Origin of the sequence: Acinetobacter sp. SM34, assembly GCF_022012365.1 — a bacterium.
GTDB lineage: Bacteria > Pseudomonadota > Gammaproteobacteria > Pseudomonadales > Moraxellaceae > Acinetobacter.
This window is the reverse complement of record NZ_JAKLTP010000011.1, coordinates 44,525-61,672: the sequence shown is the minus strand read 5'-3', so window position 1 is coordinate 61,672 and position 17,148 is coordinate 44,525. Positions and strand designations below refer to the sequence as shown.

Here is a 17,148-nt window from a genome sequence, read left to right as displayed (position 1 = left end):
GAAACATAGTGAATTCAAAATAAAATACCAGTCAATTTCTTAACTGACTGGTATTCATTCTGTGGATTGGCTTTTTTCTCTTTGATCCTTATTGAATCACTGAATCTTCATGCAGCGATTCATTCAGCTGGTCGACTATAATCGCCCATGAACCATCCGACTTGATTTTTTCTGCCAAGAACTGGCGCTGTGCTTCAGTCCAATATTCCGCTTCAGTAATTTTAGTCTGAGCATTGAGTTGATGCGTAGCAATAAACAGGGCAATCGCCTCTTCGCTAGAGTCGAGTCCTAACTGCTCAAAAAGATTGGTCATTCTTGGACGTGTTTGGCTCATTTTGATCTCCCATTCTTCAAGCTAAAGTTTAATTTTTTATCAGTACTGATCATCATCTTCATATCTAATATACGGTAACTGCATAATGATAGTAAGGACTATTTTATCGTCCCTTAGTCGATATCAAACATTTAACCCGGTTCAGCAGATCGGTAGAAACCATCTTCAAACATGCAAGGATTTCGGTGCAATCCATCTTTTATTTTTAACTTTTAAAGCGGAGAGAACAGCCATATTCCATACAGCTCTCCCCTCCGTCAAAACAAATTGCCTAAATTGACCAGTCCTGAATTTCCCAGTTTTGCTCTTTGGCTAAAAGGGCTAAACGATCATCTGGATTGACCACAATGGCATGGTCGGCATGTTCCAACAGGAAGCGGTCATTGATTGAATCCGAATAAGCCCAGGATTCTTCCACATTACGTCCTTCAAGCCATTGTTCCAGACGGATCAGCTTGCCTTTTTGGTAACACGCGGTATTGATGACTTTACCGGTATATTTGCCCTCAATCACTTCTGCATTGGTGGCAATAATTTCAGTAATGCCAAACTCATGAAAAATCGGTGCAGTAATAAAATCAGAAGTCGCGGTAATACCGACCAGTTCATGCCCTGCATCTTTGTGTTTTTGAATTGCAGCAAAACCTGCTGGACGCATTTGTGGACGAATCACTTTTTTCATGAACAATTCATGTAATTCGGTCAGATAATCATTGTCGTGCTGGGTTAAAAATTCAAAGACGAATTCGTTATAGGCAATCGGGTCAAGTTGCCCTGCTTTATAGTCTTCATAAAACTTGTCATTCATCTGACGATGTCGGATTGGATCGACTAAACCCTCGGTTACTAAAAACTCACCCCATGAATAATCTGAATCGGTATTGAGGAGGGTGTGGTCGAGGTCAAATAAAGCCAATTTCATGAAAATACTCGTAAAAACTGCAATTTAAGAAAAAAATTGTAAATCTATCTCCGCTAGTCGATAGAAATTCGTTAAGATCATAGCAATTTTTAACATTTAAGCTGTGCTTTTTTTCGAGATGGATATAGAAATAACAATCCCCGAACAAAAAGTCATACATTACAGAAGATTTAGGTAGCCAAATGATCGACTCAGAAGGTTTCCGACCGAATGTCGGGATCATTTTGGCAAACGACATTGGACAAGTTTTATGGGCAAAACGCATTGGACACAATGCTTGGCAATTTCCACAAGGAGGTATCCAGTATGGAGAATCCCCCGAACAGGCACTTTACCGTGAGCTGAGAGAAGAAGTTGGCTTATTGCCCGAACATGTACAAGTTATAGCGCAAACAAAAGGTTGGCTGCGTTATCGTTTGCCGCAACGGTATATACGCTCGGATTCAGATCCGGTGTGTATTGGTCAAAAACAAAAGTGGTTTTTACTCAAACTGACGGCTCCAGCCCGTAATATTCAGCTGGATTTGTCTGACCCACCCGAGTTTGACCAGTGGCAATGGGTAAGTTACTGGTATCCATTAGGACAGGTCGTGAATTTTAAACGCGATGTATACCGTAAAGCGATGGTGGAACTGTGTAACCAGTTACCTTCCATCTAAACTTAAAAAATCGTATGAAAATGCAGATTTTTTAGTGACATGTTGTTATAAATAAAAATAGTTTTAAATCTTTTTTGGAGCAGATTTTATGTCGAATATGCAACTGGATACCTTAAGACGCATTGTGCAAGAAATCAATGCGTCCACCAGTTTGCACGAGTCACTCGACATCATGGTCAATCAGGTGGCCGAAGCCATGCATGTAGATGTCTGCTCAATCTATCTGCTGGATGAGCGTAACCAGCGTTATCTGCTCATGGCTTCTAAAGGATTGAATCCTGAAGCTGTGGGACATGTTTCTTTGCACACTAGCGAGGGCCTGGTAGGACTGGTTGGACAACGCGAAGAAATTGTCAATCTGGACAATGCACCTAAGCACGAACGCTTTATGTACCTGCCAGAAACCGGTGAAGAAATTTATAATTCCTTCCTCGGTGTTCCGGTGATGTATCGCCGTAAGGTCATGGGCGTTTTAGTCGTTCAAAATAAAGAATCCCAAGATTTTAGCGAAGCAGCTGAATCCTTTCTGGTCACCCTGTGTGCGCAACTTTCCGGTGTAATTGCCCATGCACATGCGGTAGGCAATATTGATGTGTTCCGCAAGCCCAGCACCTTGCCGGCTTATAAAACTTTTCAGGGGATTTCGGGTTCGGGTGGTATTGCCCTAGGCCGTGCAGTGATTCTCTATCCACCTGCCGATCTGGCTGCAGTACCGGATCGTGAAGCCGACGATATCAGTGAAGAACTGCAACTGCTGGATAATGCCTTAAATGCAGTACGCCAGGAAATCCTGTCGCTGGATGAGAAAATGCAAGATGCCTTAATGGCAGAAGAGCGGGCACTGTTTAGCGTGTTCTTGCGCATGCTGGATGAAAATGCGCTGCCTGCTGAAATCAAGGCGGAAATTCGTGATGGTAACTGGGCGCAAGGTGCAGTGCGTAATGTCATCGACAGTCATATTGCCCTGTTTGCACAAATGGAAGATGACTATTTACGCGAACGTGTTTCTGATCTGAAAGATCTGGGGCGCCGTATTTTGGCATTCTTGCAGGAAGCAGACGCCAGCCATCGTGAACTGACCGATGAAAGCATCCTGATTGGGGAAGAAATTTCGACTGCGGCACTGGTGGAATTACCGGTAGATAAAATTGCCGCCATTGTCACCACTGAAGGCGCCATGAATTCACATATGGTGATTGTGGCACGTGCCTTGGGTATTCCAACTGTGGTTGGTGTAACCGAAATGCCGATCAATACCCTGGATGATGTCGAAATGATTGTCGATGCCCATCAGGGTCGGGTGTTTATTAATCCGCCACGTCGTTTGCGTAGCCGCTATAAAGAAATTCAAAAAGAAGAAGAACAGATTGCCAAGGATTTAAAACAGTACGAAACCAAGGATGCCATCACCCCTGATGGTGTTGCGGTCAAATTGTATGTGAATACCGGCTTAATGATTGATGTGGTACGCGGGGTACAGCGCGGTGCCAAAGGTGTAGGTCTATACCGCTCCGAAATTCCGTTTATGCTGCGTGACCGCTTCCCGGGTGAAGAAGAACAGCGTGCGATTTATCGCCAGCAATTGAGCCACTTCGCCAATAAACCGGTGGTGATGCGAACCCTCGACATTGGTGCGGACAAAGACCTGCCCTATTTCTCGATTGAAGAAGAAAACTCGGCGCTGGGCTGGCGCGGTATCCGTTTTACCCTGGATCATCCTGAAATTTTCTCTGCCCAGATTCGCGCCATGCTCAAAGCCAGTATTGGTCTGAATAACCTGCACATCTTGCTGCCAATGGTGACCAGTGTCAGCGAAGTGGAAGAGGCCTTATATCTGCTGGATCGGGACTGGCAAGTGGTGCAAGAAGAGGAACAGGTCAAAATTACCAAGCCCAAAATTGGCATTATGGTTGAAGTCCCAAGTGTGCTGTTACAGATTGAAGAATTTTCTGAACTGGTGGATTTTTTCTCGGTCGGTTCCAATGACTTGACCCAGTATTTACTGGCGGTAGACCGTAACAATCCACGGGTTGCCAACGTCTATTCCCACTTCCACCCTGCCGTATTACGGGCGTTGTCACGCTTGGTGATCGAATGTCATAAATACGATAAACCGGTCAGTATTTGTGGAGAAATGGCCGGAGATCCCTTGGCGGCTGTGCTGCTGATGGCGATGGGCTTTAATACGCTGTCAATGAGTTCCAGTAATATTCTGCGCGTGCGTAAAACCATTTGCCATGTACCGATGAGCGATGCACAAGAACAGCTGGAACGAGTATTGAAAATGAGCAATCCGCTGATCATTAAGAGCTGGATGGAGTATTACTTCAAGACCCATGGTCTGGGGGATATGGTGAAATCTGCAACCCGTATCGTGGGTGCTTAAAGGCTTAAATCAAAGCAAAACAGCAGAAATAAAAAAGGGAGATAGTCATTTGAGTATCTCCCTTTTTTGTGCTTGTCATAGCCACGTTTTGCATTTTTCTTGCGGTCTACAAATACCTGGCTTTTGTTGACCTCATGCATGTGTTTTGCCACAAAGTTGTTAATCACAACCTCTGGCATTTGCTTTTTCTTTGCCATGTTTTTTCACCTGTTTGATGTTCGCCATCTTATCGATGGGATGGTGATAATACGCCTTTTTGTACAGAATTCAAGCGATTTTTCTGATCAGATACATTTCGGGTAAAAGATCAATTCAACCTAAATAAAACCTATTTATTTCATTAACTTAAATTCAGATTTAAAGTCTTTATACAAATCAATTATTACAATTTCTGCATATTCAAAAAATGCAGGGCCAAATAGCCCAGAAACAGCAGCCAGATTAAAATAATCACGCCTGCTGCCCAACGGTTTACAGGTCGCTCCGCTAATAGTGAGGCACGGTTTCTGCAATCTTCTATAATTTCTTTAGGCGTAAGCCGAATCACTAATAACAGACCTAAGGGCACAATAATAATGTCATCCAGATATCCCAGTACTGGAATAAAATCTGGAATCAAATCAATGGGTGATAAAGCATATGCCGCAACAATCAGCGCCAATATTTTGATCCAGACAGGCGTTCGCTGATCTTTAGCCACCAGCCAAACGACCACCACATCTTTTTTAATGCTTTTAGCCCATTGTTTAATTTTTTGATACATATAGGTACTGAAAATCAAAAATTTATCAATGATATGTTAGATAAGTTTTCTTAAATAAATATAAATTTTGCAGTTTCAGGATTATTTTTGTGTAAGTGTCAACCAAAGTAAAATTCAGGTGAAGGGAGAGGTACTTTTAAAATTATATTGGCATTATCCCAGCCCTCTTCCCCCGCCTTCTCCCTGAGCCATATATGTCGTAAGAAAAGGCGCCTTCATTGTGAAATTATTTCTGTTCAGTCAAAGCCCTTTCCAACACCCGTTCTACATCCACCTGCTTCGCTGCAATCATACCCACCACACGGCCATGAAATTCGCTATAACGCGTTTCAATAAAAGCAGCGGCCACGTAGTCCGGTGCATAACGTTTTAATAAAACTGCTTGCGCCAAAATCACCAGACGGCTGACCAGGCTGCGCCCCATAAACTGCAATTCATCAGCAGATTGCTGCAACAATTTAAACAGGCTTTGTAATTCATTTTTCAACGTTTCATCTTCTAATGCAGTCGATGCCAAATCTTTAAACAGCACTTCAATCAATTCAGGTTCACGACCAATGGCGCGCAGCACATCCAGGCACATCACATTGCCCGAACCCTCCCAAATGGTATTGACCGGGGCTTCTTTAAAAATACGCGCCATGATGCCGTTATCGACATAGCCATTACCGCCAAACACTTCCATCATCTCGCCAGTCAATTCGACTGCACGCTTGCAGATCCAGAATTTGGAGGCTGGTGTCATGATTCTTTTCCACGCCACGGACAGAGCATCATCCGATTCATAACAATGTGCCAAATGAAAACTTAAGTGCATCGCGGCTTCGGTTTCCAGGGCTAAATCCGCGAGTACTGCTTGCATCAACGGCTGTTCGGCTAAATGTTTGCCAAAAGCTTTGCGCTGACGGGTATAGGCAAGGCATTGCACCAAAGCCTGACGCAGCATGGCGGTACTGCCCACAGAACAGGTCAGACGGGTATAATTGGCCATTTCAATAATGGTTGGGATACCACGTCCTGCTTCACCGATCATGATGCCCCATGCCTCTTTAAACTCCACTTCGGAACTGGAGTTGCTGCGGTTGCCGACTTTTTCTTTGAGGCGCTGCACATGAATATGGTTCTTGGTGCCATCCTCTAACCAGCGCGGAACAAAGAAGCAGGCCAAGCCGTCCTGTTCGGTTTTGGCCACGACCAAATGTGCATCACACATCGGTGCCGAGAAAAACCATTTATGCCCGGTCAGCAAATAGGCCTGGCCACGGCCTGATTCAGCGACAGGAACAGCCAGGGTTTCATTGGCACGCACATCGGAACCACCCTGCTTTTCGGTCATGCCCATCCCCAGCCAGATCGATTTCTTTTGAGCAATCGGCAGGTCACGTTCATCGTATTCGGTAGATAATAATTTTTCGCCAATTTTGGCCCACAGTTCAGGTTCCCGTTGGATTAAGGGAATGCTGCCCAAAGTCATTGAGGTTGGACACAGACTGCCGCATTCGACCTGTCCGCTTAAGTAAAAACGCGCTGCCCATTCCACCCATTTGGAGGAAGATGCCGCATGATTAAATGGATGGGCATGGCTATCGAACTTGCGATTTAGCTCCATCCATTTGTGCCAGGCAGGATGAAACTCAATGTAATCTTTACGGCGGCCACGGGCATCGAAGGCATGCAGAATGGGCGTGTGCTTATTGGCTAAATCGGCATATTGATAATATTCAGATGAACCGACAACTTTCCCCATATCACACAAGGTTGCTTGGTCATGGCTGCCATAACGCTTCAATATTTCATGTAAAACCGTATCTGATGAAAATAAATTGTAATCTTGCAGTTCATCAAACTGGTTGCTGATTTGATGGGTCATCCATGTCTGATTCGATGTATTCATCGTCTATATTTCCTGCTTGTTGTTCTGGGCTTTTCATTCCAGTATAGAGAAAAAATAGCCACGGGATGTTCGGCTTTGTTGGGTCAAACTTTTTATGAAAAATCCACAGATACAGGTACGGCGTAAGCCACGCCAGTCAAGAGCCAAGCTGACTCAGGAAGCCTTGCAGGACAGTTTTGTTCGGCTTTTGCATGAGCGTGCTGCACATGACATTACCATTCGGGAGATTACCGATTTGGCCGGTGTGGGCCTAGGTACGTTCTATGAATATTTTTCTAAAAAGGAAGATTTGATTGCGCTGACCATTCACCGGCATGTAAAAAACAATGCCGAGGACTTAAAGACTTATGCACAAAGCCTGCTCAAGTTATCCACAAATTTAAGTTTGGAAGATTATTTAAAGCAGGTGATTCATTATCAACTTGAGCAGATTCAGGCGCAGCAGTTCTTATGGGCGCAGACTTTTTTGCTGGAACGGCAGATTTCGAATATTGAGAGTTACCGTAAAAGTTATGAGATGATGGTGCAGATGTGGCAAAGTATTCTCGCGCCTTTTATTCAGGATGCTGAACAGCTCACGCGGATGAGTTTAAATGTACAACGGGTCTGTTATGGCTTTGTGTCGCAGACGTTGTTGGTAAAGCCTGAATTTGTGGAGTGGGAGGTTTTAGAGGAGGATATTTTTCAAACTTTGGTCAACTTAATTTTTAATAAAAATGTCCTTTTTTGATTGGCAAAACATATCAAAGCCGCTCATAAAAAAACCGACTTGTTTCAAAGCCGGCTTTTTACGCATATTTGCATTGGGGGTGTATTTTTTAAGTAATTGATATTTAAATTAATATGCAAGTGCACTTCGTATAACCACCATTATGTTAAATAGGGGGGATTTTACGATTCTAAATTTATTAGAAATAATCTAATTATGCTTTGCATAATATATAGATGCATGCTTGTATCATCTTAAATTGAAAAAGTGCTTAGGCTGACCCTAATAGCTTTAAAGCATATACATTTGGAAGCGATATGAGTTTATTTACTGTAGATACTGATAAGAAAGTATTAATGCCACTTGGTGGAACAAAACTGAGTGAACAACAACTGACAGAACGTTATGATTTACAAGAATGGCTAGTTAGTCATCCTAAAGCTTTAGGTGAAGAGCTTCTAATTATTCAAAAAGAATTTTCGGGCTTTGATGGGACAGGGGAACGTTTAGATTTATTAGCATTAGATACCCAAGGTAGATTAGTTCTTATTGAGAATAAACGAGATGAAAGTGGACGTGATGCAGTTTGGCAAGCTATCAAATATGCTTCTTATGTGGCTACTTTCACTGTAGAAGATATTGAAAATGTTTTTGAACAGTATCTACTTAAATACAAACCTAGATATCTCGAACTCGATGATAATGCATATGATTTAGATCAAATCAAGCATACAGTAAAGTCACTTATTCAAAGGTTCCTTGAAGAAAATCAAGAATTAGATACGGAAATACCTACACTTAATTTAGGAAATAGCCAGCATATAATTTTAGTAGCAGGCGAATTTAGACGAGAAGTTACTAGTACAGCATTATGGTTAATTGAGCGCGGTATTGAGGTCAAATGTGTCAAAGTTTCCCCATATATATTAAATGGACAACTTCTAGTTCAAATCCAACAAATTATTCCTGTTCCAGAAGCTTCTGAATATATGGTGCGTTTAAACAGGAAAGATGCTGCGGAAGTTTCAGTTAAGATTAAACGCACTGATAGAACTGATATTAGATATCAATACTGGGAACAGTTATTAGAATATTTTTCAAAATTTAATAATCGTTTATATAACAATATAAGTCCAAAAAGTGATCATTGGCTTAATACTGGTTCTGGTATCTCAGGATGTGCATATACCCTAATTTTTTTACAAAAAGAGCTAAGAGTTGAATTTGCTATGGGGCGTTCAAATGCAGAAGAGAACAAACTACTATTCGATTTTTTTAGCCAGCATAAACAGCAAATTGAAGAAGTATTTGGACAACCTCTGGAGTGGTTGCGTTTAGATGATAAAAAGTCATCACGTATTCAATTATCAATACTAGTAGATGGATATGATAATAAATCTTGGGAACAACATTTTAAGTGGCATTTGCAAAATATAGAAAGGTTAGAAAAAGCATTTAAGCCATTAATAAGTGAAGCTTATAAAGCCTTAAATAATATCAGTTAATATTTACTAATTTTAAAGAATTTCTAAAATTAACATAATACACGTTATACGAAATTCAATAAATAAGTCAAATAATTTCAATATCTTATAATCTATAAAAAAGCTAAGTGTGTAAGATTCAGCTTTTACATGAGATATCCTTGTTTCACATAAAAACCGCCCCTCAAGGCGGTTTTTTACATCTCAATGCAAATTATTTCTTCACATCAAAACGGTCTGCATTCATCACTTTGGTCCAGGCGGCAACAAAGTCCTTCACGAATTTTTCTTTGTTGTCATCTTGCGCATACACTTCTGCATAAGAGCGTAGAATCGAGTTCGAACCGAACACCAGGTCCACACGTGTTGCAGTCCATTTCGCTGTACCCGTTGCACGGTCTACAATCTCATAATGGTTTTTGCCGACCGGTTTCCAGTTGTACGCCATGTCAGTCAGGTTCACAAAGAAGTCATTGCTTAACACGCCTTCACGGTCTGTAAACACGCCTTCTTTCGCACCCGCGTAGTTGGTACCCAGTACACGCATACCACCGACCAGTACCGTCATTTCCGGTGCAGTTAAACCCAGTAACTGAGCACGGTCTAACAGCAATTCTTCAGGTTGAGCAGTGTAGTCTTCTTTTAGCCAGTTACGGAAACCGTCGTGTTTTGGCAACAAGTCTTCAAATGAATAGACATCGGTCTGCTCTTGGGTGGCGTCCCCTCGTCCCGGCGTGAATGGAACTTTAATCTCCACACCTGCAGCCTGAGCCGCTTGTTCCACCGCAGCCGTACCGCCCAATACGATCAGGTCGGCAATGCTGACTTTCTTCTCAAGACCAGCCTGAATTTCTTCAAGTTTCGCCAATACTTTCGCCAGACGTTCAGGTTCGTTGCCCACCCAGTCTTTTTGCGGCGCCAAGCGGATACGTGCACCGTTCGCACCGCCACGATAGTCCGAACCACGGAAAGTACGCGCGCTGTCCCAAGCGGTGTTGATTAACTCGGCTGTGCTTAAACCGCTGTTCAGCAATTTCGCTTTGAGTTCTTCAACTTCTGCTTCAGACAACACGTAATTCACCGATGGAATCGGGTCTTGCCAGATTAAATCTTCAGCAGGAACATCGGCACCTAAATAACGCGATTTTGGCCCCATGTCACGGTGAGTCAGCTTGTACCATGCACGCGCAAACACTTCAGCAAAATAAGCTGGGTCTTTGTAGAAACGCTCTGCAATTTTGCGGTATTCAGGGTCTATTTTCAGCGCCATATCGGCATCGGTCATCATCGGGTTACGGCGCACATTCGGGTTGTGTGCATCAACAGGTTTATCTTCCTCTTTGATGTTGATCGGTTCCCATTGTTTCGCGCCTGCCGGGCTGATGGTTTTTTCCCACTCATAGGTGAACAATAAATAGAAGAATTCATTGTCCCATTTGGTTGGATGGGTAGTCCAAGCCCCTTCCAGGCCACTGACCATGGTATTGGCACCGTTACCGGTACCTTCAGGGTTATGCCAGCCTAGGCCCTGGAATTCGACATCTGCACCTTCAACATCTTTACCCAGCAATTCAGCTTTGCCGTTACCGTGTGCTTTACCAATGGTGTGACCACCTGCAGTCAAGGCAACGGTTTCTTCGTCATTCATGCCCATGCGGTCGAAGGTCACACGCATATCCTGTGCAGTACGCAGCGGATCCTGTACACCATCCACACCTTCAGGGTTCACGTAAATCAAACCCATCTGCACAGCAGCAAGCGAATTGTCTAATGACTTACGATCCTGGTCATTTTCATAACGGTTTTTGGTGGCATCCAGCCATTTTTTTTCAGAACCCCAATTGATGTCTTTTTCAGGGTGCCAGATGTCTTGACGACCGCCACCGAAACCAAACGTTTTCAGACCGGCTTCTTCATACGCCACTGTACCGGCCAGGATGATCAGATCGCCCCAAGAGATTTTATTGCCATATTTACGTTTAATCGGCCAAAGCAGACGACGGCCTTTATCGGTGTTGACGTTATCTGGCCAGCTGTTCAATGGTGCAAAACGCTGGTTACCGGTATTGGCACCGCCGCGACCGTCCTGTTTGCGGTAAGAACCGGCCAAGTGCCAGGCAGTACGCACAAACATGCCAATGTAGCTGCCGTAGTCCGATGGCCACCAGTCCTGGCTGCTGTTAATCAGTTCGCGTAAATCTTGTTTCACTGCTTCTAAATCCAGTGAATTGAATGCCTTAGCATAATCAAAATCCGGGTCCATCGGATTGGTTTTTTTATCGTGTTGAGAAAGAATGTCAAGATTTAGAGCGTTGGGCCACCAAGCCATATTTGAGCTGGCGGCATTGGTATTGCCACCCTCTTGGTGGAACGGGCATTTGGCTGTATTTTGCATATCCTTATTCATATCTGAGCTCCAAATTAATCATAAAATGACGATTGTCATGAACCGTTAAAAATTTCTAACTCATCATCAAAATAGCTGTTTTTTATGACAATAGAAAGCAAGTTATATGAATGAAAACAATCGAAAAAGCCTATTCTAAAACAGGATTTATCAACCTTCACAACAAGAGGTCAAATTTTTAGAACTGCATTATCAATTGGTGATAAAGACAATCAGGATTTGAGATTTTGAACAATATTTCTGATTAAAAATAATGTGCTATATTGAGGCCATAACAAGCAAGAATACCTCACATCATGTTGATCAAGCATGATCGCTACTGCTGAGAACAGACCGTATTTTCTGGAACCTGCCATTCGTGAATCATCAGCCTCTATTGGAAAAACCGCTTCGGCTTATTCAGATCACGCTTGCGGTACTTTGGATTTATCAGGGATTAATACCCAAAATACTCTTTCAATCGACTGCGGAAATTGCAATTTGGCAGAGCATGGGCCTAGAACTAGCTCTGGCAAAAATCTGTGTTGCGCTATCGGGCATGATTGAAATGATGTTTGGCTGTACTTTTGTGATTTGGCCAAGAGCCATTTTAATCCATCAGCTTAATATTTTAGGCTTAAGTGGGCTATTACTGCTGATTATGCTCACGAATCCCTTACAACTCACCACTGCATTTAACCCGGTCGTGATGAATATGGCGATGATTTCCCTTTCAATGCTTGCCATTCAACTGTTAAAGCTGAGCCAAGCGTCATCTTAAGAAATAAACATCTTGCACAACATCAAACCACCAGACGCCGCCCTTCCCGTATACAGATAAAAGGTGTCATCAGTTTAGAAGTGTTTTTCATCGCGATCTTTAAGTCGATTTCCGGCTGTTCCCGACTTTCATCGGTCAGTTGAAAGGTTCGGTAATGAATGGCCAGCGAACATTTGCAATGTAAATCCTGATGCGCCTGAAAAGCCTCTTGCGGGTTCATGTGCATATAACCCATCAGCTCGCGCGGTTCATAGGCACCAATCGGCAACAGGGCTACACGTGGTGCGCCCAAACGGCTGTGAATTTCTTTAAAATGCGGTGAATAGCCGGTATCTCCGGCAAAAAAACAGTGATCTTTTCCAGTCAGCACCGAAAATCCGCCCCAGAGTGCCCGGCTATGATCGCGCAAGCCACGACCGGAAAAATGCTGCGCCGGGGTATAGATAATTTTTAACTCATGCAATAAAGACGATTGCCACCAGTCCATTTCCAGCACATGGAAATTTTTAGGCAAATACCAGGAGTTACCCAGTCCAGTATAAATCGGCATGGCAAATTTATCATGTAGCCACTGCAAGCTGGCCAAGTCCATATGGTCATAATGATTGTGACTGAGCAGCACGGCATGAATGGTCGGCAATTCTTCCAGGGCAATGCCCGCAGGAATAACCCGTTTCGAACCTTTGCCTTGCGCAGGGCCGGCATGTTCACCCCAGACCGGATCGGTTAATAAATTATATGGCCCGATCTGCAACAGCACCGTGGCATGTCCGACAAACCACACTTGCCAATCATCCATATTTGCCTGAGGACGATTCTGGGGAATGGCACGTTTGTTCGCATGGAATTCGGCATGTTCCTTAGCGCTATCGACATTCCATGTGGATGACTTGCGGGTTAACAGCCATTTTATCAAGTCGGCGCGACCACGCCCTGCTGGCCGGGGTAAGGCATTGACGAATCGCTCACCATTATGGTGATTCGAATACATAAACTGAAATGAAGGCTGACGCCAGGTATGTGACCAGCATGCTTTGGTCGGGAGTTGAAAGTGTAATTGCTCAGGCTTTTGCTTCATGTACATTTAATTTCTTAGTGTGACCGCAACATCCAGAATCCGATATTCTGAATGCCATGCCATATATATCACGTTTTATTCCAAACGTCCTTGCATACGTTCCAACCACACCTGTTTGGTTTGCGGTTTGATAAACAATGCCACAATTTCCGGATGAATCTGTTTAATTTTCGCTTCAATTCTGTTGACGCAAGCCTCAATATCATCCGAACTCAAGTTATCTTCAAATTCCAGACTTAAGGAAGCCAGTACTTGATGTGCCCCCATCTGTTCAGTCAACACGCCATTGGCCGACTGTACCGCCTCATCTTGCTGCGCAATCAGCAAAATGTCATTACGCAGTTTTGGATCGGCCGTTTCACCCAGCAATAAGCCCTTGGTTTCGCGGGCCAGTAAGATAGCAGAAACCGCCAATACTATACCAATCAGGATCGAAGCCACGCCATCCAGTTCAGGAATATTCAAGGCATGCGCCAAATAAATGCCGATCAAGGCAATCAACAGCCCGCATAAAGCAGCGGTATCTTCAAATAATACGGTAAAGGTGGTGGGATCCTTACTGCGTCGAAACGCCTCGAAATAGCCTTGCTTGCCTTTCACCTTACGGAACGCTTTCAAGGCCACAAACCATGAGGTGCCTTCACATACAATCGCAATCCCTAAAACAATATAATTGATGGTGGGATTCAGCATTTCTTCGGGATGTAATACGTGTTGTATGCCCTGATAAATAGACACAATGGCACCCAGTGCAAACACCATCAGTGCCACAATAAAGGCCCAAAAATACAGTTCACGGCCATAACCAAAAGGATGCTTGTAGTTTGCCGGCTGCTGGGATTTTTTCATGCCATAGAGCAGCAAAATTTCGTTCAGTGTGTCTACCACCGAGTGAATGGCCTCACTGAGCATGGCTGAACTGTTGGTGATATATGCCGCGACAAACTTGACCAAAGCAATTGCAAGATTACCTGCCAGTGCCGCATAAACCACAATCTTGTTCGAATCAGACATTCAAATTTGTCCTAAACATTTTTTGCTAAGCGTTATTGTTATCAAATAGATCTATTTGATTTTTATAGCTCTTTGCATAGTACTCAATGTGATTGCTGTCGTGGTTTATTCTTTTGTTGTTTTTAGCGTAACTGTTGATTATTTCGCCAACCCCCAGATAGATGTTGCAGATGAAACCCTACCGTGAAATGTGATGCATTTTTCGCGATTTACACAGATGCCAACCTAATCAAAAAGAAGCAGAAGCCACTGCTGTCCCATAATTTGGATTATATTTTAATACTGAACCAGCATACGACATCCTGTCGTGATGGGGAATGTGTGGCATCCCTGCCACACTCGCGAATCTAATACATGTACTTCAACTATGGGGCAGTAGTGGGCCGAAGCTTTCTTTTTCAGTTTTATCTGCCCCGTTGTATTAACGCAGTTTAGAAAAATACTGTTCACGCCACTCTTTCCAGAAATACAGCACAATCCCGAACATCACCACCACAATACCGGCAAAGGCATTTGGGCTGATATGCTCATGATTTAAGGTTGCTCCGAGTATCAAAGCAATAATCGGCGTCATCACGTTACTGAGCGATACAGTAGAAGCGGCCAAACGACGAATCAGCCAGAAGTAGCACAGCATGGCTACAATAGAGGACATGATCATGGTAAAGACAAAACCAATCATGGCCTCGGTGCCTGGAAGACGGGTCGGCATATGCTGCCAGATAAATGGAATCAGGAGCAGTGAACCGGCTGCCGATACCAGAAGTGAACCGGTAGCCTGAGACATCGGACTCAAAGGCGCATTGATCTGTTTGACCCAGAAAATCGAGCTGATATAAGACACCATACTGATCAGCATCAAGACCACACCAATCGGATTGATTTTACTGTCGGCAGAATCGGCAAAGACGAAGGTCAAACCTGAAACCGCAATCGCCATACCCAGCCATTGTAGCCAGATCAGTCTTTGGGTTTTTAAAATCACATGCCCGATCAGACCGGCGATCAGCGGTGAAAAACCGAAGATCAGCGCCATTAAACCTGAAGTTAAATAGTTCGCGGCAAGGTAAATAAAAAGCTGCGCACCGATCAGGTTCAAACTTCCCGCCACATAACTTTTTAACGAAGTCTGATCAAAAGGCAGCGGATCACGCATAAGCTTTAAAAGGAATAAGGCAATGATTGAAGCGCCAAAATACCGGATAATCAGCACCCACATCGGGTGCACTTCCTGCACACTCCAGACAATCGCCAGTGGCGTAGTGGCCCAGATCAGTACCAATAAGACGTAAATACTTGCCGTGACCGGCAGTGATGATGAAGAACTCATAAGTCTCCTGAACGAGGCCAAGAAGTCCTGAATCAGCAACTTCGGAACTAGCGTACAGCGGATCAGCGCTGAGATAAAAGTTTAATTTTCGATAAATTCATCAGATATAGCGCATAAAAAACAGACCTATGCAAAGCATAGGTCTGTCCAAAAATATCTCAATAAAACTTAAGCAACTTTGCGTAAATCCAGGCTTAAATCAAGATGTTTTTCTGCTTCAAAAGTGGTGTTTTTGCTGATCATTTTTTTCAAATGACGCATTTCTTTCGCGGCATTCACGGTAATGCCGGCAACAATTTGACCGTCGGTCACACCGTACATCACGAATGAATTGTCTGCGCCTTTAGCTGCATCCATTTCACCACGGATCACCCATTCAGCTGCCGCCATATCACCCACAAACTGGAAGTTGATATTGAGCTGATCAGTCCAGAACCAGGCCGGATTGGCTTTCGGATGTTCTACACCCATCACGTGACGCGCGAAGATACCTGCCTGAAGGTTGGCATTTTCCCAGGTTTCAACACGACGGTATTGACCATCTTCACGAAGCTGAGTGGCTACGTCACCTGCTGCATAAATGTCAGCATTTGAAGTCTGGCAGTTTTCATTAACTTTGATGGCAACATCAACATCCAGACCGGCATCTACTGCAAGCTGTGCATTCGGCACAATACCAATCCCGTAAACCACCGCATCGGCACGAAGTTCTTCGCCACCTTCAAGAGTTACAACCACTTCTTCGCCATCCAGTTTGCAGTTAGCAATCTGAGTAGAAAGACGCACATCGACACCATTTTGACGATGCTGCTCAAGCAGGAATTCACTCAAGATACGTGGTGAACAACGGCCCATCACCATAGGACCCATTTCGATTACGGTCACTTGACAGTCTTTGTAACGTGCTGATGATGCAAGTTCCAAACCGATTACACCACCGCCGATCAAGATCAAACGGCGACCGGCTTGAAGTACAGGAACCAGTGCTTGTGAATCTTCAAGGTTACGTAGCGTATAAACGTGTTTACCCAAAGCATCGAAGTTGGGTAAACGGCGCGCTGCACCGCCAGTGGCAAGCAGCAACTTGTCATAAGCAACCACATCACCATTTTTAAGTTCAATGGTTTTTGCTTCGCTGTTGATTTTCACCACGCCATTGCCACGAATGGTTTCCACACCCAAATCTGCCAGTTTTTGTTCTGACAGAATTTCGATTTTGGTTTCCTCTGGCTTTAAGATCACATCTTTAGACAAAGGCGGACGTTCATACGGCAGATGTGTTTCATCACCCACCAAAATGATTTTGCCTTCGTATTTGTTGGCACGGAGTTCTAAAATGGCGCTAGCACCAGCTTGACCAGCACCGACGATAACGATGGTTTCGATAGCATTTTGGCTCATGGGTTCA

Annotated in this window: 15 protein-coding genes; 5 read left to right on the top strand and 10 right to left on the bottom strand. The window is 43.8% G+C overall.

What is annotated here, in order from left to right; genetic code table 11:
• Positions 1–88: 88 nt before the first annotated feature.
• Positions 89–334, bottom strand: coding sequence for a DUF2789 domain-containing protein (locus LZZ98_RS10465; RefSeq protein ID WP_086195302.1), 246 nt, complete (start codon positions 332–334; stop codon positions 89–91).
• A 271-nt stretch (positions 335–605) separates the two neighbouring features.
• Entirely contained in the window at positions 606–1,256 is a 651-nt protein-coding gene (locus tag LZZ98_RS10460) for an HAD family hydrolase (protein ID WP_237787798.1), read from the bottom strand.
• A 182-nt stretch (positions 1,257–1,438) separates the two neighbouring features.
• Here LZZ98_RS10460 and LZZ98_RS10455 point away from each other — a divergent pair, with 182 nt between their 5' ends.
• Entirely contained in the window at positions 1,439–1,915 is a 477-nt protein-coding gene (locus LZZ98_RS10455) for an RNA pyrophosphohydrolase (protein WP_086198437.1), read from the top strand.
• A gap of 88 nt (positions 1,916–2,003) precedes the next feature.
• Positions 2,004–4,301: a phosphoenolpyruvate--protein phosphotransferase gene (gene ptsP / locus LZZ98_RS10450; RefSeq protein WP_237787797.1), complete on the top strand. Its 2,298-nt coding sequence runs from the start codon at positions 2,004–2,006 to the stop codon at positions 4,299–4,301.
• On the opposite strand, the gene LZZ98_RS10445 is transcribed toward ptsP, so the two are convergent.
• The 3 genes from LZZ98_RS10445 to LZZ98_RS10435 all read right to left on the bottom strand — a co-directional run bounded on the left by LZZ98_RS10445 (position 4,298) and on the right by LZZ98_RS10435 (position 6,958).
• On the bottom strand, positions 4,298–4,498 hold the full coding sequence (locus tag LZZ98_RS10445) for a DUF7230 family protein (protein ID WP_237787796.1): 201 nt from the start codon (positions 4,496–4,498) through the stop codon (positions 4,298–4,300). The two genes, ptsP and LZZ98_RS10445, sit on opposite strands and share 4 nt — an antisense overlap.
• A 185-nt stretch (positions 4,499–4,683) precedes the next feature.
• Positions 4,684–5,064, bottom strand: coding sequence for a YkvA family protein (locus LZZ98_RS10440; RefSeq protein WP_237787795.1), 381 nt, complete (start codon positions 5,062–5,064; stop codon positions 4,684–4,686).
• Positions 5,065–5,290: 226 nt separating this feature from the next.
• Positions 5,291–6,958, bottom strand: coding sequence for an acyl-CoA dehydrogenase family protein (locus LZZ98_RS10435; protein WP_237787794.1), 1,668 nt, complete (start codon positions 6,956–6,958; stop codon positions 5,291–5,293).
• Positions 6,959–7,052: 94 nt separating this feature from the next.
• On the opposite strand from LZZ98_RS10435, the gene LZZ98_RS10430 reads away from it, so the two are divergent.
• The gene (locus LZZ98_RS10430; RefSeq protein WP_237787793.1) at positions 7,053–7,688 is read left to right on the top strand and encodes a TetR/AcrR family transcriptional regulator; all 636 of its coding nucleotides are present in this window, start codon (positions 7,053–7,055) and stop codon (positions 7,686–7,688) included.
• Between the two features lie 296 nt (positions 7,689–7,984).
• The gene (locus tag LZZ98_RS10425; protein ID WP_237787792.1) at positions 7,985–9,172 is read left to right on the top strand and encodes a DUF4268 domain-containing protein; all 1,188 of its coding nucleotides are present in this window, start codon (positions 7,985–7,987) and stop codon (positions 9,170–9,172) included.
• Between the two features lie 193 nt (positions 9,173–9,365).
• Here LZZ98_RS10425 and katG read toward each other — a convergent pair whose 3' ends face one another.
• Positions 9,366–11,558, bottom strand: coding sequence for a catalase/peroxidase HPI (gene katG / locus LZZ98_RS10420; RefSeq protein WP_237787791.1), 2,193 nt, complete (start codon positions 11,556–11,558; stop codon positions 9,366–9,368).
• 358 nt (positions 11,559–11,916) lie between these two features.
• Here katG and LZZ98_RS10415 point away from each other — a divergent pair, with 358 nt between their 5' ends.
• On the top strand, positions 11,917–12,318 hold the full coding sequence (locus LZZ98_RS10415; RefSeq protein ID WP_237787790.1) for a DoxX-like family protein: 402 nt from the start codon (positions 11,917–11,919) through the stop codon (positions 12,316–12,318).
• 22 nt (positions 12,319–12,340) lie between these two features.
• Here LZZ98_RS10415 and LZZ98_RS10410 read toward each other — a convergent pair whose 3' ends face one another.
• From LZZ98_RS10410 to hcaD, 4 genes are all read right to left on the bottom strand, one after another.
• Positions 12,341–13,396 (bottom strand): MBL fold metallo-hydrolase, encoded by a 1,056-nt coding sequence (locus LZZ98_RS10410; RefSeq protein WP_237787789.1) that lies wholly within the window; start codon positions 13,394–13,396, stop codon positions 12,341–12,343.
• A 75-nt stretch (positions 13,397–13,471) separates the two neighbouring features.
• On the bottom strand, positions 13,472–14,410 hold the full coding sequence (locus LZZ98_RS10405; RefSeq protein ID WP_237787788.1) for a cation diffusion facilitator family transporter: 939 nt from the start codon (positions 14,408–14,410) through the stop codon (positions 13,472–13,474).
• A 421-nt stretch (positions 14,411–14,831) separates the two neighbouring features.
• Positions 14,832–15,740 carry a DMT family transporter gene (locus LZZ98_RS10400; protein WP_237787787.1) on the bottom strand — a complete coding sequence of 303 codons (909 nt, stop codon included), beginning with the start codon at positions 15,738–15,740 and terminating at the stop codon, positions 14,832–14,834.
• 168 nt (positions 15,741–15,908) lie between these two features.
• A complete protein-coding gene (hcaD, locus tag LZZ98_RS10395) occupies positions 15,909–17,141 on the bottom strand; it encodes a 3-phenylpropionate/cinnamic acid dioxygenase ferredoxin--NAD(+) reductase subunit (protein ID WP_237787786.1) in 1,233 nt (410 codons plus the stop codon).
• Between the last annotated feature and the right edge of the window lie 7 nt (positions 17,142–17,148).

Coding starts and splice junctions, on each gene's coding strand:
- LZZ98_RS10465 (WP_086195302.1), bottom strand. CDS start 334: ATGAGCCAAACACGTCCAAGAATGACCAATCTTTTTGAGCAGTTAGGA.
- LZZ98_RS10460 (WP_237787798.1), bottom strand. CDS start 1,256: ATGAAATTGGCTTTATTTGACCTCGACCACACCCTCCTCAATACCGAT.
- LZZ98_RS10455 (WP_086198437.1), top strand. CDS start 1,439: ATGATCGACTCAGAAGGTTTCCGACCGAATGTCGGGATCATTTTGGCA.
- ptsP (WP_237787797.1), top strand. CDS start 2,004: ATGTCGAATATGCAACTGGATACCTTAAGACGCATTGTGCAAGAAATC.
- LZZ98_RS10445 (WP_237787796.1), bottom strand. CDS start 4,498: ATGGCAAAGAAAAAGCAAATGCCAGAGGTTGTGATTAACAACTTTGTG.
- LZZ98_RS10440 (WP_237787795.1), bottom strand. CDS start 5,064: ATGTATCAAAAAATTAAACAATGGGCTAAAAGCATTAAAAAAGATGTG.
- LZZ98_RS10435 (WP_237787794.1), bottom strand. CDS start 6,958: ATGAATACATCGAATCAGACATGGATGACCCATCAAATCAGCAACCAG.
- LZZ98_RS10430 (WP_237787793.1), top strand. CDS start 7,053: ATGAAAAATCCACAGATACAGGTACGGCGTAAGCCACGCCAGTCAAGA.
- LZZ98_RS10425 (WP_237787792.1), top strand. CDS start 7,985: ATGAGTTTATTTACTGTAGATACTGATAAGAAAGTATTAATGCCACTT.
- katG (WP_237787791.1), bottom strand. CDS start 11,558: ATGAATAAGGATATGCAAAATACAGCCAAATGCCCGTTCCACCAAGAG.
- LZZ98_RS10410 (WP_237787789.1), bottom strand. CDS start 13,396: ATGAAGCAAAAGCCTGAGCAATTACACTTTCAACTCCCGACCAAAGCA.
- LZZ98_RS10405 (WP_237787788.1), bottom strand. CDS start 14,410: ATGTCTGATTCGAACAAGATTGTGGTTTATGCGGCACTGGCAGGTAAT.
- LZZ98_RS10400 (WP_237787787.1), bottom strand. CDS start 15,740: ATGAGTTCTTCATCATCACTGCCGGTCACGGCAAGTATTTACGTCTTA.
- hcaD (WP_237787786.1), bottom strand. CDS start 17,141: ATGAGCCAAAATGCTATCGAAACCATCGTTATCGTCGGTGCTGGTCAA.